General features: G+C 36.3%; 12 protein-coding genes and 2 pseudogenes. 9 read left to right on the top strand and 5 right to left on the bottom strand.

What is annotated here, in order from left to right; genetic code table 11:
- The first annotated feature begins 354 nt into the window (after positions 1-354).
- The gene (locus tag JI723_RS09030) at positions 355-1,989 is read left to right on the top strand and encodes a methyl-accepting chemotaxis protein (RefSeq protein WP_272580047.1); all 1,635 of its coding nucleotides are present in this window, start codon (positions 355-357) and stop codon (positions 1,987-1,989) included.
- 135 nt (positions 1,990-2,124) lie between these two features.
- Positions 2,125-2,967, top strand: a complete 843-nt coding sequence (locus JI723_RS09025) for an MBL fold metallo-hydrolase (protein WP_272580046.1) — start codon at positions 2,125-2,127, stop codon at positions 2,965-2,967.
- Between the two features lie 51 nt (positions 2,968-3,018).
- Here the strand turns inward: JI723_RS09025 and JI723_RS09020 are convergent, their stop codons facing one another.
- From JI723_RS09020 to JI723_RS09010, 3 genes are all read right to left on the bottom strand, one after another.
- Positions 3,019-4,059: a hypothetical protein gene (locus tag JI723_RS09020; RefSeq protein WP_272580045.1), complete on the bottom strand. Its 1,041-nt coding sequence runs from the start codon at positions 4,057-4,059 to the stop codon at positions 3,019-3,021.
- A gap of 269 nt (positions 4,060-4,328) precedes the next feature.
- Positions 4,329-4,718 (bottom strand): nuclear transport factor 2 family protein, encoded by a 390-nt coding sequence (locus JI723_RS09015; protein WP_272580044.1) that lies wholly within the window; start codon positions 4,716-4,718, stop codon positions 4,329-4,331.
- Positions 4,719-4,993: 275 nt separating this feature from the next.
- Positions 4,994-5,434: an OsmC family protein gene (locus JI723_RS09010; RefSeq protein ID WP_337979931.1), complete on the bottom strand. Its 441-nt coding sequence runs from the start codon at positions 5,432-5,434 to the stop codon at positions 4,994-4,996.
- 417 nt (positions 5,435-5,851) lie between these two features.
- On the opposite strand from JI723_RS09010, the pseudogene JI723_RS09005 reads away from it, so the two are divergent.
- Positions 5,852-6,859 (top strand): annotated as a pseudogene (locus JI723_RS09005) (chitinase); the annotation flags it as partial.
- A gap of 92 nt (positions 6,860-6,951) precedes the next feature.
- Here the strand turns inward: JI723_RS09005 and JI723_RS19905 are convergent.
- Positions 6,952-7,035 (bottom strand): annotated as a pseudogene (locus JI723_RS19905) (hypothetical protein); the annotation flags it as partial.
- A gap of 65 nt (positions 7,036-7,100) precedes the next feature.
- Between JI723_RS19905 and JI723_RS09000 the strand changes: the two are divergent.
- A complete protein-coding gene (locus JI723_RS09000) occupies positions 7,101-8,093 on the top strand; it encodes an acetyltransferase (RefSeq protein WP_272580042.1) in 993 nt (330 codons plus the stop codon).
- A 300-nt stretch (positions 8,094-8,393) separates the two neighbouring features.
- On the opposite strand, the gene icd is transcribed toward JI723_RS09000, so the two are convergent.
- Positions 8,394-9,647, bottom strand: coding sequence for an NADP-dependent isocitrate dehydrogenase (icd, locus tag JI723_RS08995; RefSeq protein ID WP_070927078.1), 1,254 nt, complete (start codon positions 9,645-9,647; stop codon positions 8,394-8,396).
- An 861-nt stretch (positions 9,648-10,508) separates the two neighbouring features.
- On the opposite strand from icd, the gene rluE reads away from it, so the two are divergent.
- The 5 genes from rluE to purB all read left to right on the top strand — a co-directional run bounded on the left by rluE (position 10,509) and on the right by purB (position 14,892).
- Positions 10,509-11,162: a 23S rRNA pseudouridine(2457) synthase RluE gene (gene rluE / locus JI723_RS08990; RefSeq protein ID WP_272580041.1), complete on the top strand. Its 654-nt coding sequence runs from the start codon at positions 10,509-10,511 to the stop codon at positions 11,160-11,162.
- Positions 11,155-11,604, top strand: a complete 450-nt coding sequence (locus JI723_RS08985) for an NUDIX domain-containing protein (protein WP_070927082.1) — start codon at positions 11,155-11,157, stop codon at positions 11,602-11,604. The genes rluE and JI723_RS08985 overlap by 8 nt, the downstream gene beginning before the upstream one ends.
- A 160-nt stretch (positions 11,605-11,764) precedes the next feature.
- Complete coding sequence (gene mnmA, locus JI723_RS08980) at positions 11,765-12,868, top strand: tRNA 2-thiouridine(34) synthase MnmA (RefSeq protein WP_070927085.1); 1,104 nt, start codon at positions 11,765-11,767, stop codon at positions 12,866-12,868.
- A gap of 2 nt (positions 12,869-12,870) precedes the next feature.
- On the top strand, positions 12,871-13,503 hold the full coding sequence (gene hflD / locus JI723_RS08975) for a high frequency lysogenization protein HflD (protein ID WP_070927087.1): 633 nt from the start codon (positions 12,871-12,873) through the stop codon (positions 13,501-13,503).
- Between the two features lie 18 nt (positions 13,504-13,521).
- Positions 13,522-14,892: an adenylosuccinate lyase gene (gene purB, locus JI723_RS08970; RefSeq protein ID WP_070927089.1), complete on the top strand. Its 1,371-nt coding sequence runs from the start codon at positions 13,522-13,524 to the stop codon at positions 14,890-14,892.
- Positions 14,893-15,006 lie beyond the last annotated feature (114 nt).

Here is a 15,006-nt window from a genome sequence, read left to right as displayed (position 1 = left end):
TCAAGTTTCTCATCAGAATCAATATATTCTTACCCTTAAAAAGACTCAGACTATCAGCACGCTAGTTTTATCTCAATAACCTACGTTTTAAATCAATTCACGCTAAAAAACAAATAATTACCATTAATACGACAAATGAATCATTAGCATTAATTTAGATTAATATTGATTTGAACATAAAGTATACGTCGTAGCTGCCGATATCATTGATTAGTCCCTACGCCTGACTTCTGTATGACTGTTATAAGGTATATACCAACTATCTGATTTAGCTAGTTATTACCTTATATCTAATAAGTGGTTTACTTATGCATGTTATAAACATGTTACCGACAGTATGAAAGGAAATAATAAATGATGTCCGATATATCACAAAAATTTAAATTATCGCTTTTCCGGTCTTCGGGTCTTAAAACAACAACTCTAGTTTGGCTTTTATCTGGATTATTGATTGTATTATTACTCTCTTCATGCTGGTTATTCTTTAGTTACCTCAAAAACTACCAAACAACCCTTGGTAAACTGGATGCCATATACCAAGAACAATCAGCTTTGAACGAAACATGGCAATCACTATTACAGGCACGTAATACCTTAAATCGTGCCAGTTCTCGGCATTTGCTAGTCATTAATAAAATGCAAACTGCAAATACTGACATAGATAGTTTGATTAAACAGTTCCACGAAAAAATTGATTGGGCTGATTTGCAATGGAAAAATTTCGCTCAACTATCACAAAATAAAAGTGAATTATTATTTAGTGAGTTAGCTCAAAGCTATACCGAGTTACAAGCAGCATTAATGGAACTTTCAAGTTTTTTGGTGCAAGGAAAGACCTACGATTTTCTGAATCAACCTACTCAAAAATTTCAAGATACCTTCGAACTGAATCTTAACTACTATCACCAACAATTAAACCAAAGCTATCATCAAATTTCTGCTGCTAGCGAACAGTTATATAAACAAAGCATTATCGGTATTATTGCGGTTATTATTACTCTTACCTTTATTACTCTGTTAGTTCGCTTTATTTTACAATATTTATTTGTACGACCTTTAAATCAGGTTATCGATGGCATCGAAAAAGTAAGCCAAGGTATTCTTTATCATCATTTTGATAATAAAGGGCTAGCAGAAATTAAATCACTCAAACAGCATGTTTCTAATATGCAAAATAAGCTAATCGAGATCGTTCAAAATATTTACTCCAATACACACAACATCAAAAATGAATTAAACGACATTACTCAAATGAATCAAGACCTGTCAATTCGCGCAGATCAGCAAGCCGCTGCGATTGTAGAAACAGCAGCGAGTATCGAAGAATTAGATTCTTCTTTCAAACTTAATAGTGCTCATACCCACGAATCTTGCCAACTAATGGTTGAAACAGGAGTTACCATTGATAAAAGTAATGAACTGATCTCAGATGTTGTCGAGAATATGGATGATATCGTTGATTTTTCAAAAGAAATTAGCAAAATCACCTCTACTATAGACAATATTGCTTTTCAGACAAATTTATTGGCGTTGAATGCTGCCGTGGAGGCGGCACGTGTTGGTGAACACGGCAAAGGATTTGCTGTTGTCGCCAATGAGGTTCGTGAGCTTTCTATGAGTTGCAACCAAGCCTCTAAAGAAATTAAAACGCTAATCGATAACTCGAATGAGAAAATACACCATTGTTTTCAACTCGCAGCTGATGCTAATGACAATATTGTATCAATTGCCAAGAGTACCTCTAATATCAACGAAAAAATCCAGAATATTTCTCTCGCTTCACATGAGCAAACTTATGGTGTTGGGCAAATACATTTAGCGATTAATGAGCTGGATAATACCACACAAGCTAATGCGACTATGACAAGAGAATTACAAGGCTCTTTACAATCTTTGAAAGCACAATCTGACTTATTAGAAGAAATTATCGAAATATTTCATATTAAACCTTGTGGATCACCACAACCAGAACAAAAAACTCAACAATAATAAATATTTTATATCGCTAAGCAGCTATTTCTTAGTTGCTTAGTCTTGGAGTAAAGCATTTTTATTACCTATTATTGAATCAAATCTGCTATAACTGTCATCCTCTACCCACTAACTATGCATAATAAGTAAAAAATGACAATAAAAATAGCCGTTCTTGTTGATAACAACACTCTTATCGATAGCTACTTTTGCGGTGAGCCAGGCGTTAGTTACTATATTGAAGCCGATGGGCGTAAAATCCTATTTGATACGGGATATTCCAATATCTTTATCGATAATGCACACACACTTAATATCGATTTATCTCAGATTACTGATTTAGCTTTATCGCATGGACATAATGATCATACATGGGGGCTAAATCATCTCATACAGCACTATGATAGAAGAAACTGCTGTTTTCAGAAGAAAATTGACTTAATTTATCACCCAGATGCACTATTACCAAAATGTTTTGGCTCAAAAGTTATTGGTGCTAATATTCCTAAAGACGTGTTAGATGCTTATTTTGACAGTAAGCAAACTGTTGAACCCTATTCTCTTACCGAGAATATTATCTTTTTAGGCCAAATTCCACGAAACAACCATTTTGAAGGCAAAGAACCTATTGGTTCAACGGTAGATGCAAACAATCAAACTATAGATGATTATGTATGGGATGATAGTGCCCTAGTCATTAAAACTTCAGCAGGAATTATCATCGTGACCGGCTGCTCACACGCAGGAATTTGTAATATTATTGAGTACGCTAAGCAAGTCACTAATACAAATAAAGTTGTCACTGTGATTGGTGGATTCCACCTACAAAATGCGTCTGATGAAATTCTCAATCAAACAGGTGAATACTTCAGCCAACTCGATGTTGATCATATTCATCCATGCCACTGTACTGATTTAGCCGCTAAAATTCACTTATCCAAATTTTCATCTATTAAAGAAGTCGGTGTTGGTTTAGTATTAAATTACCCTCTATAACCATCTAAGAGTGATGATTAGCAATTTCATCACTCTTAGACTTCAATGATATTAATAAAAACCATAATCCATATTCTCTAGGTTACCACCATAAATTTTATCTATATCATTAACTCTTTTTACATAAATGATACCTTCATTTCCATAATTATCATAAAATGTAATATATCTAATATCTTGACCATACTGAGGATTTTTGGCTAAGATACCATAGTCACCATTTTTATCTTTAATCTTAAAACCATAGCTCCTAACTAGATTAATCTTATTATTTGTATTCACTTGAAACTTATATTTGTCTGATAATTTTTCCACCTCTTTATGAGGTGCTAATGCCCACGCAGGCACATACATATCTTGCTGATTTTTATTTATATGCCGATAAAGTGTTAAAGATGAATCCACGTCCATATATTGGAAAAAATGACTTAATTGATGGGTGGCAACTTGCGATGAATTATACACCTCAATGGATGAACCATTAGATATCACTCGACTTAGCAGCCAACCTTTAGGTATAAGCTCATATGTTTTAAAACGCATGAACCCATCATACCAATCAATCTCTTCCGAGATAACTGTAAAATCATTGATTGTATATCGTTTTGGTTGTAACGCACGGAGAGTAACATAAGATTGTTTATCGGAATTATTACACGTTGAATAGTATTCTATTTGGCTATTTCGCGTATTAAGCGCACTCAATTTAGCACAAATTCGTGTTACCCCAGTACTGCTTGTCGCTAAATAAAAATTTTGATACTGTTTATCAGATCTGGCTAATAGTACTACCCCTGAAGATTTTAAACTTTCAATCTCATGTGGATAATTATTTTCGTTCTCGAAAAACTTAAAATTACTTAATTCACCCCCTTCATATTTTAATAGTTTAACATCTTGAATAAGATAATCTTCACTCAGTTCATAATCAATTATTATTTTAGCCTGCATAGTACCATTAGAATAGATACTAGCATTATTAGTATAGTTTGAAGTGTATATATTAACATAACGAAATACAGCGCTATTATTTGAGAATGTAAAACCACTCCATAACAGCAAAATAAAATAAATCACCATTCTAAATATCATAAATATTCCATACATGAGCAATGTCATGTTTTATATATGTTAATTGAATATATACAATACCTCCCCTCATTTATCCGGTATATTTTTAAAATTATCAGCTTATATTTATTAAATAGTATGTACTGGTGCGACAAGTGCATGAATCACTAGGAGCGTACATAAGTACGTGACTGGTGCGAATGAACGTAGTCAACAAAATTGCAACTTGAAGTATGACGAGTATAGAAGGCTATAAATATATAGCCTTAACTTTTACCTACAATGAATATTCAAATTCGGGAGCCGAGATCTTCATCTGCTTTTTTGCCATTAATCATACGCGTTAGCTCTTCACAGCGAACAATTTTATTGTTTGAAAGATGGAAACAAGCAAAAACTTCGAATTCACTGATTTCTCCATTTTTCTTTTTAGCACAAGCAATATGCTGGGTATGTACACACCCATCACCTTCAGCAATCGATTTTATTGTAATAGAAATGCTCTCAACAGCATTCTTTAATGCATTAAGATGCGCTACAAACTCTGTATAATCAATTTTTTTTCCATCAACAATTTGAATATAATCGGGTGAGAAATATTGTTCAATAGCGCTAAGATTACCTATATCATTCCCTAATACACTAACTAATGCTCGCTGAACTAATGTCAAATTACTCATTAGATTTTCCTCTTATTAATTATCTCTTTTACTGGATATCTTACTATTTGACCAATATTTCAAGTGCCTAATAAAAACATTGCATAAAACAACAATAAATTCTATTTATGGCTATTTTGTGATTATTTGTATAAATAAAAGTACAATTAGCAGTCAAAAAAACATTGAGTGACCACGTGTACAACACCATCCCCTAAATAGTTACTTATTTCCTATTTGTTTCATAGGGTTACTTCTTAAATCAAATAGCTTAACTTATGTAATGAAAAAATTTCCTATAACACATAAACTTCGGTCAATAGGTTAATTGATGGTTTTATTGAATCATTAACAGGCGAATTATGCACTACAAAATCAATAAACTCTTTTATTTCACTCTCACTATTTTCAGCTTTTATATGAAATTTTGAAATTATTTTTGAAAAACCAAGCTCGGATTTTTCATTTATCCCTAGTAATCTATCACCATCAAATTCACCAATCATATCCACTTTTACATCCTTTAGAACAATCCCTTTTTGTACAGCAAAAAATTTCGTTACAAGACACTGACAGGCACCTATAGCAGCAAGTAATGATTCGACTGGGGTCATTCCTGAATCAGTACCTCCCATGATTGAAGGCGCATCAAGGTAATAAGAAAAATTACGAGCTTTGCATATAATTTTAAAATCATCCGTTGAGGTAATATTTACATTAAAATCTCTCTTAGCCATATCTTTACCTTCGTGTTATTATATTTACTTAACTAATTAATATAAAACCAAAAAAATCTTATATTAAAGCGTTAATATCGTATATTCCTATGTATTTCATTAAAATTTAACTTACCATCAGTCAATAGGTAGCTCATAATAATCCATCATTACTATGAGGAAAAACCAGATGAGGATCTTAACTTATCACTAAAATAGATTGTACATTTAAATATTATTCTAAATAGCATCAATAAACCTCCTCTCACTAATAAAAAAATAAAAACCATTGCTGGTTAGCATGAATTTTATTTACGATTAATAAGAAAAGGTTTCATCCTAGCCTTAATAAAAATCTACATTATATATTTACGTCCTGCCAATCGTTGGTCATGGTGGCGTATTGAATAAATTAAATTACAATATAGTGAGGTTATTATGAGCTCCGATAATACTACCAGTTCACAAGTCATAGATGACGCATCTCTCATGCCCGATATATCGAATAAAAAAATTTTAGTTGGCTATTGGCATAATTGGGCTGCTGGTACTAACGATGGCTATCAACAAGGTTCTTCCGCGGCTATGAACCTGACCGATATTCCAACGGAGTATAACGTCGTCGTAGTTGCCTTTATGAAAGGAGCAGGCATCCCTACTTTCAAGCCTTACACGCTAACTGATACCGAATTTCGGCGTCAAGTCGGAGTTCTAAATAGCCAAGGGCGTGCTGTACTCATTTCTTTGGGAGGCGCTGATGCACATATAGAACTGAAGACAGGTGATGAAAATAATTTAGCGAATGAGATTATTCGTTTAGTTGATACTTATGGCTTTGATGGCTTAGATATTGATTTAGAACAAGCTGCTATCAACGCTGTTAATAATAAAACCGTTTTACCTGCTGCCTTGAAAATTGTGAAAGCACATTATAAAACCGAAGGTAAAAATTTTATCATTAGTATGGCACCTGAATTCCCTCATTTAGGCCTCAACGGTGCTTACTCAGATTATATTACTGCACTTGAAGGCTATTATGATTTTATTGCACCTCAATATTATAATCAGGGTGGTGATGGCATATGGGTAGATGATACCGGAAATGGCAGTGGTGCTTGGATAGCTCAAAATAATGATTCTGTGAAAGAAAATTTTCTTTATTTTCTGACTGAAAGCTTAGTTACAGGTACTCGTAACTTTATAAAGATCCCCCCTTCTAAATTTGTTATTGGATTACCCGCTAACAAAGATGCCGCTGGCAGTGGCTATGTTGTCGATAAACAAGCTGTTTATAATGCTTTCTCTCGTCTCGATGCTAAAGGTTTATCGATTAAAGGCCTGATGACATGGTCGGTAAATTGGGACAACGGCAAAAATGTCAGTGGTGTAGCTTATAATTGGGAATTTAAAACTCGTTATGCAGACTTACTATCAGGGGACATGTCTTAGCCTCTTATATTCAACCAAAACAGATTGTTAGTTTTATTATTTCAATATTTATAACAAATAACGGGCGCTTAAAAAGCGCCTGTTATAAATTACAGATGTTTGATGATTGCATCACCGAATTCGCTACATTTCATCAGACGTTTAAAGGCAAAAGTTACAGTCTTACCCTCGATTAAATTCATTTCAAATAAGTATATCAATACGGTACAATAAGCTAATTTCTATACAGAGCGTGCACATGAAACAAAAGATCGAGCCTGAGTCAAATAATATTACCCAACCATATTGGCCCACCTTGAAGCTCATGTTGAGCTCTCTTATTGTTTTTAATTTCTACTTAAATTTAGCCGATAAAAACAAAGTCTCGCTTCTTATTAGTATTTTCGACTTAACATTAATTCCTATGTTTGTATTCATAGTTGCATTCGTTACCAAGAATACGACGTGGAAGTCTTTGAGGCTTAGTTTACTTTCATCCCTTATAATTTACGTAACATTTCAAACCATTGATGCAATTCCATTATATTTTTCAGGGGAATTAAGTTTAAAAATTTATCTCCTTGAGCCTCAAAATGGAGTATGGTTTTTTTTAGCCACCCCAATTTGGCAAGCCTTTTTTTTATTATTATCACCAAAATTAAAATCTAATAGTTTCGCTTTATTTTGTATTTTAGTCGCATCATTGATTTCTGCTTATTTAGCAAGCAACTATCTAATGAAGCTATCAAGCTTTTTTTCTATTATTTTATATTTTCCATTCTTTATAATTGCCTATTTTATTAATGATGAAAATATAGCTTCGCTTAGAAAAAACTCTTATTTTACAATTTTAATCATTACAGTTTTAGCCATAGCCGCACTCTATTATGAAAATGACATCAATAGATTAGTTATAACTATGACTAATATTGATTCGCCATCATCTTTTTTTATTATTTATATTTTAAAGTTCTTTATAAGTATAGCTTTAGGTTCTAGCATTATATATTTCGCTTTATCAACGGATAAATATGCAAAAGTATCAAATAACGCTTTAGGTGTGTATTTGATCCATCCTATTATTTGTTTTATTTTTTTACAAGTTTTCGCTTATTTTCATGTGGAATATAGCCTATTAATAATAATATTATTAACGCTATCAACTATTAGCATCGCACTTTTATTAGCTTTTAGTCCAACCATCCACTGGTTTATTGAACCTAAGTTAAATTTTAACAAATTAACGCAATAGGACTGTTTGAGGATCGCTCTCTTTTCATTTGAGATTCACTGTATTAGTACCAATATCACTTAACCAATGACAATATCATGGCAGTAATGAAACATGTTGAGTGTAATTTACGGGAGGATATGCGAAAAAAGCTACACTAAAACCAGCCCCCATAAAGTTGGATAATTAATTAAGTTGCCATTAGGAAAGATTGAACGCTGTAATCTACAAGAATCAACCCTTTTAATGCGATAATAAAAAACGGGAACTATTAAGTTCCCGCTATTAATTACACAATATAATTAATTACATAATAATAAATTACATGTGTTTGATGATTGCGTCACCGAACTCGCTGCATTTCAGTAGTTTAGCACCATCCATCAGACGTTCGAAGTCATAAGTTACCGTCTTAGCTTCGATTGCGCCTTCCATACCTTTAACGATTAGGTCAGCCGCTTCAGTCCAGCCCATATGGCGCAACATCATTTCAGCAGACAGAATGATTGAACCTGGGTTTACTTTATCTTGACCTGCATATTTTGGTGCAGTTCCGTGAGTTGCTTCGAATAGTGCGCACTCTGAACCAATATTCGCACCTGGTGCGATACCAATACCACCAACTTGTGCCGCTAGTGCATCAGAAATATAGTCACCATTTAGATTCATACACGCGATAACATCATACTCCGCTGGGCGCAGTAAGATTTGTTGTAAGAATGCATCGGCAATAACATCTTTAACAATAATATCTTTGCCAGTTTTTGGATTCTTAATTTTAACCCATGGGCCGCCATCTAGTAGTTCACCACCAAACTCTTCTAGAGCAAGCTGATAGCCCCAATCTTTGAAAGCACCTTCAGTAAACTTCATAATGTTACCTTTGTGAACCAGAGTTACTGAATCACGGCCATTATCGATAGCATACTCAATTGCTGCGCGAACCAAACGTTTTGTCCCTTCTTCTGAGCAAGGTTTAATACCAATACCGCAGTTTTCTGGGAAACGAATTTTGGTAACACCCATTTCATTTTTTAAGAAATTGATGACTTTGTCTGCTTCAGTACTGCCCGCTTTCCACTCGATTCCTGCATAGATATCTTCAGAGTTTTCACGGAAGATCACCATATCAGTCAGCTCAGGTTGTTTAACTGGGCTTGGTGTACCTTTGTAGTAACGAACAGGACGTAAACAGATGTAGAGATCAAGTTGTTGACGCAGTGCAACGTTCAAAGAACGAATACCACCACCAACTGGGGTTGTCAGAGGGCCTTTAATTGAAACACGGTAATCACGGATTAAATCGAGAGTTTCTTGCGGTAACCAAACATCTTTACCATAAATTTGAGTAGATTTTTCGCCGGTATAGATTTCCATCCAGGAAATTTTGCGCTCGCCGTTATAGGCTTTTTTAACTGCCGCATCAACCACTTTCAGCATTGCTGGTGTTACGTCAACACCAATCCCATCACCTTCGATATACGGAATAACAGGATTGTTCGGAACATTCAGTTTGCCTTTGGCATCAATGGTAATCTTAGCGCCTTCTGCCGGAACTACTACTTTGCTTTCCATTAACCTCTCCTTTCACTTGCGCATTTGCTTGTTAATTTTTTGTAAGAGACCTGTCAATACTACTTCAATCTTTCTCTAACGCCAATGGTTAGTCGCTCTAGGTTTAATGTCGATCGCATTAAACGTACTAATCAAATGCCATCACGTCGAGTGCATTCAAAATAATAAACCTTAAAATCAGTTAGTTAAGATTAAAACTCTGTCGTACTCCATATAAAACAGTGATCAGCAAAAAATCCTCATGATTGAAAAATCAAAAAATTTCGCAAAACTATTCGTAGTTTAGCTGGAAAAATATTCTTAAAAATTCGATTTGCTCACATAAACATTGTTAATTACTTAATTTATAATATAAATTATATCCACTTTATGAAAATAAAGTACTTAATGTTCTTAATGTTTTTTATTCATTTAGTAACTATCAGCTTTAGCCTATTTTTAAATTAGATAATTAATATATAAGATTACTAGAATTTCACTTTGTTAACTTAACCGTCATTAAAATCATTATTATTAAAGAAATAAACACAATGCGTATAGTATATTTAATACTGTTAATAAAATAATCAGATATACATTACTTCCACCTAACTGTGACAAAAATATCAATCTAGAACCAACTAATTCAAGAAGATGTCATATAATGTGACATGGTGTTGAATTAATCATTTTATGGGGCTTAACAATCGACTTAAGCTCCGTAATATCACCGATATCCTACCCTACCCTTGAATAAAAGACATATGTCAATTTAATTAAAATTCAACTACACTATAACAACTAGGTTATTTTGCTTTGTGCATTTACTCTTACCTAGCCATCAAATTTGGAATTCAAGCTAATTACTTAAAATGAGTACTCATGTCGATAGCCAAGCGTAAAACTAAGCCACTAGCAAACAAAAAAACAACGTCAAAGTTTGGTGCTAAATTGCCCTCAAACCGTGCTCGACAACCATTATCACCTCTCGTACGTAAAGTGATCTTATTCAATAAACCTTTTGACGTTTTACCGCAGTTTACCGATGAGCAAGGCCGAGACACCCTAAAAAAATATATTCCAATTGCTGATGTTTATGCTGCTGGCCGGTTAGATCGTGATAGCGAAGGGTTACTCATCTTGACCAATGATGGCAAATTACAAGCACGTTTGACTCAACCCCAAAAAAACACCAATAAAATCTACTATGCCCAAGTAGAAGGTATCCCCGATGAAGCCTCTCTAGCCAAATTTCGTCACGGGCTGATACTCAATGATGGCCCTACTCTCCCTGCGGGTGTCGAACTGGTTGAAGAGCCGGATTGGTTATGGCCACGAACTCCGCCGATACGCGAACGAAAAAATATTCCAACCCATTGGCTAAAGATCACATTAAAGGAGGGGAGAAACCGTCAAGTTAGGCGCATGACTGCTAATATAGGTTTTCCCACGTTACGATTGATTCGTTATCAGGTTGGTGAATATACACTCAACGATTTAGCTCCCGGAAAATGGAAGGAGATCACTCTTGTTTAGACCTCACGTGACTGTTGCAACAATTGTGCACGCCAAAGATAAGTTTTTAGTCGTAGAAGAATGGGTCAATGGTAAGCCTACATGGAATCAACCTGCTGGTCATTTAGAAGCAGATGAAAGCCTGCTTGCCGCAGCTGAACGTGAATTGTTCGAAGAAACAGGGATCCGAGGCAAACCTGAAAAGCTGATTAAAATACACCAATGGATAGCACCCGATAAAACGCCATTTATTCGCTTTTTATTCTCTTTAGAACTGCCAGAGATTTGTGAGACACACCCACAAGACAGTGATATCAGCGGCTGCCACTGGGTTACCGCACAAGATATTTTAAGTAGTGATTGCTTACGCTCGCCTCTCGTTGCACAAAGTATCCATACTTTCCTTGAAGGTGTGACTTACCCATTAGAGGTACTCAATGCCTTTGGTGAGCACTATCAGTAATGCTATATGTGCTATATGTAAAGTAAGCTGATATACGGCACTCATCAGGTCACTGGATGATTTAACAACAAGCCCCATAATATTCCCCGCTAGTGCTGGCGTAATAAGGACACAACATGGTAAAGTATGGGGCTTAATTTTTCCGCAGTGAGAGTATTCCATGTCAGATAACAGCCAAAAAAAAGTCATCGTCGGTATGTCCGGTGGTGTTGACTCCTCCGTTTCAGCTTATTTGCTCCAGCAGCAAGGGTATCAGGTTGTTGGTCTGTTCATGAAAAACTGGGAAGAAGATGACGATGAAGAATATTGCTCTGCGGCAACAGATTTAGCTGATGCACAAGCCGTTTGCGATAAATTAGGTATTGAACTTCATACTATCAATTTTGCGGCTGAATATTGGGATAATGTGTTTGAACACTTTTTATCTGAATATAAAGCAGGCCGTACACCAAACCCTGATATTCTTTGTAATAAAGAAATTAAATTTAAAGCCTTTCTTGAGTTTGCCGCTGAAGATCTTGGTGCTGATTACATCGCAACAGGCCACTATGTTCGTCGTCGTGATGTTGATGGCAAAAGCCAATTACTTCGTGGACTAGATGGCAATAAAGATCAAAGCTATTTTCTTTATACACTCAGCTATGAACAAATTGCCAAAAGTTTATTCCCTGTCGGTGAACTCGAAAAACCAGAAGTTCGACGCATTGCCGAAGAAATCGGCTTAGTCACTGCCAAGAAAAAAGACTCAACTGGCATTTGCTTTATTGGTGAACGTAAATTCCGTGATTTCCTTGGCCGCTATCTACCTGCACAGCCCGGCCCTATTGTTACTGTTGAAGGTGAAACCATCGGTCAACACGAAGGTTTGATGTATCACACATTAGGGCAACGTAAAGGTCTTGGGATTGGCGGTACAAAAGACGGATCGGATGACCCTTGGTATGTCGTCGATAAAGATGTCGAAAAAAATCAACTTATTGTTGCACAAGGGCATGAACATCCTCGTTTAATGTCAACAGGTTTGATAGCTCAGCAATTGGATTGGGTAGATAGACAACCTCTCGTACAATCTATGCGTTGTGTCGTCAAAACACGCTATCGCCAAGCTGACATTCCATGTACTGTCACCCCGCTTGATAATGGTAAAATTGAAGTCATTTTTGATTACCCAGTTGCCGCGGTGACGCCTGGGCAATCCGCAGTCTTTTACCTTGATGAAGTTTGCCTTGGCGGCGGCATCATTGAATCTCGTATTCAGGAGTAATTGTGGCTAAAAATTATCGCGATATCACTCTTGCGCTCGCAGGCATCTGCCAAGCAAGTTATATGGTACAACAACTTGCTCAAGAAGGTATTTGCAATGACCATGACGCTGAAGTCATGGTCAGCAGTTTAACCAATATGAATCCCTCTTCAACGCTTGATGTCTATGGCAATAACCCTGCTAATCTTAAAACAGGGCTTGGCGCACTACTCGGCATGCTATCAGGCGGTAATAATGGCGGTGGTCTATCCGCTGAAATGACACGATATATGCTAAGCATTATGGTGTTAGAACGTCGATTGAATAAACAACAACAGGCAATGGATCAGCTAGGACAGCGCATCGATCAATTTGAGCGCCAAGCCAGCTATTTTGAACCTATGTCTGAAGGTGTATTTAATGCGCTAGCAGGGATTTATGTCGATGTCGTTAGCCCGCTAGGTCCTCGTATTCAAGTAACGGGTTCTCCTGATATTTTAAAGAACTCACTGGTACAGGCAAAAGTTAGAACTCTCTTGCTATCTGGTATTCGCAGTGCGGTCCTATGGCAGCAAGTGGGTGGAAGCCGTTTACAATTAATGTTTTCTCGAAGCCGTCTGAGTAATCAGGCGAAAGAAATTCTGTCTCACCTTTAAAATCTGGAGTTGCTACCAATGGAATTATCCTCACTGACCGCTGTATCCCCGATTGACGGCCGTTACGGTGATAAAGTCAGCGCATTACGCACTATTTTTAGTGAGTTCGGCTTGCTGAAATTTCGCGTACAGGTTGAAGTTCGCTGGCTACAAAAACTGGCGGCAACCGCTCAAATCAAAGAAGTTCCATCATTTGACGCTGACGCAAACGCTTACCTTGATGAAATTGTGGCAAACTTCTGTGAAAAAGACGCGATGCGTATCAAAGAAATTGAGCGCACAACCAATCATGACGTTAAAGCTGTTGAGTATTTTTTAAAAGAAAAAGTAGCCCAAGTTCCAGCCTTACATGCCGTCTCTGAATTTATCCATTTCGCCTGTACTTCTGAAGATATCAATAACCTTTCCCATGCCCTGATGTTGAAAACAGCGCGAGAAGAAGTGTTATTGCCACAATGGCGTCAAATGATCGATAAAGTGACAACAATGGCTCACGAGTATCGTTCACTGCCACTGCTTTCACGCACTCACGGTCAACCAGCAACGCCATCAACCATTGGTAAAGAATTTGCTAACGTTGCTTACCGTATGGAGCGCCAATATCGCCAGTTAGAACAAATTGAGATTTTAGGTAAAATTAATGGTGCTGTAGGTAACTACAATGCACATATTGCAGCATACCCAGAAGTTAACTGGCATGAATTCAGTGAAACATTCGTGACTTCATTAGGTATCACTTGGAACCCGTTCACAACACAAATTGAACCGCATGACTACATTGCTGAACTGTTCGATTGTGTTGCACGCTTCAACACTATCTTATTAGATTTTGACCGTGATATTTGGGGCTATGTTGCACTCAATCACTTCAAACAAAAAACGATTGCAGGTGAAATTGGTTCTTCAACCATGCCTCATAAAGTCAACCCTATTGATTTTGAAAACTCAGAAGGTAACTTGGGTCTTGCCAATGCTGTACTTGCCCATTTAGCCAGTAAACTACCAGTCTCTCGTTGGCAGCGTGACCTTACTGATTCAACAGTACTGCGTAACCTTGGTGTCGGTCTTGGCTATTCATTGATCGCCTATCAATCAACGCTAAAAGGTTTGAACAAATTAGAAGTGAATGAACAGCATCTATTGGATGAGTTAGATCAAAACTGGGAAGTTCTTGCTGAGCCAATTCAAACGGTGATGCGTCGTTATGGTATTGAAAAGCCATACGAAAAGCTGAAGGAGTTAACCCGAGGTAAACGTGTCACTGCTGAAGGAATGAAACAGTTTATCGATGGGCTTGAGCTACCAGAGGACGAAAAAGTACGTTTGAAAGCGATGACACCGGCAAATTATATTGGTTACGCGGTATCTTTTATTGATGAATTAAAATAACTGACATCGTATACACTTAATATAATTCAAGCTGTAGTTAGGCTAACTGCTCACTAAAAGCATAGACATAGCCAGAAGCATAAATAGTTATGTGGCTGATGCAAGAGCTGACGC

This window comes from Providencia manganoxydans (genome assembly GCF_016618195.1).
GTDB lineage: Bacteria > Pseudomonadota > Gammaproteobacteria > Enterobacterales > Enterobacteriaceae > Providencia > Providencia manganoxydans.
This window is presented reverse-complemented; position numbering and strand designations above follow the sequence as displayed.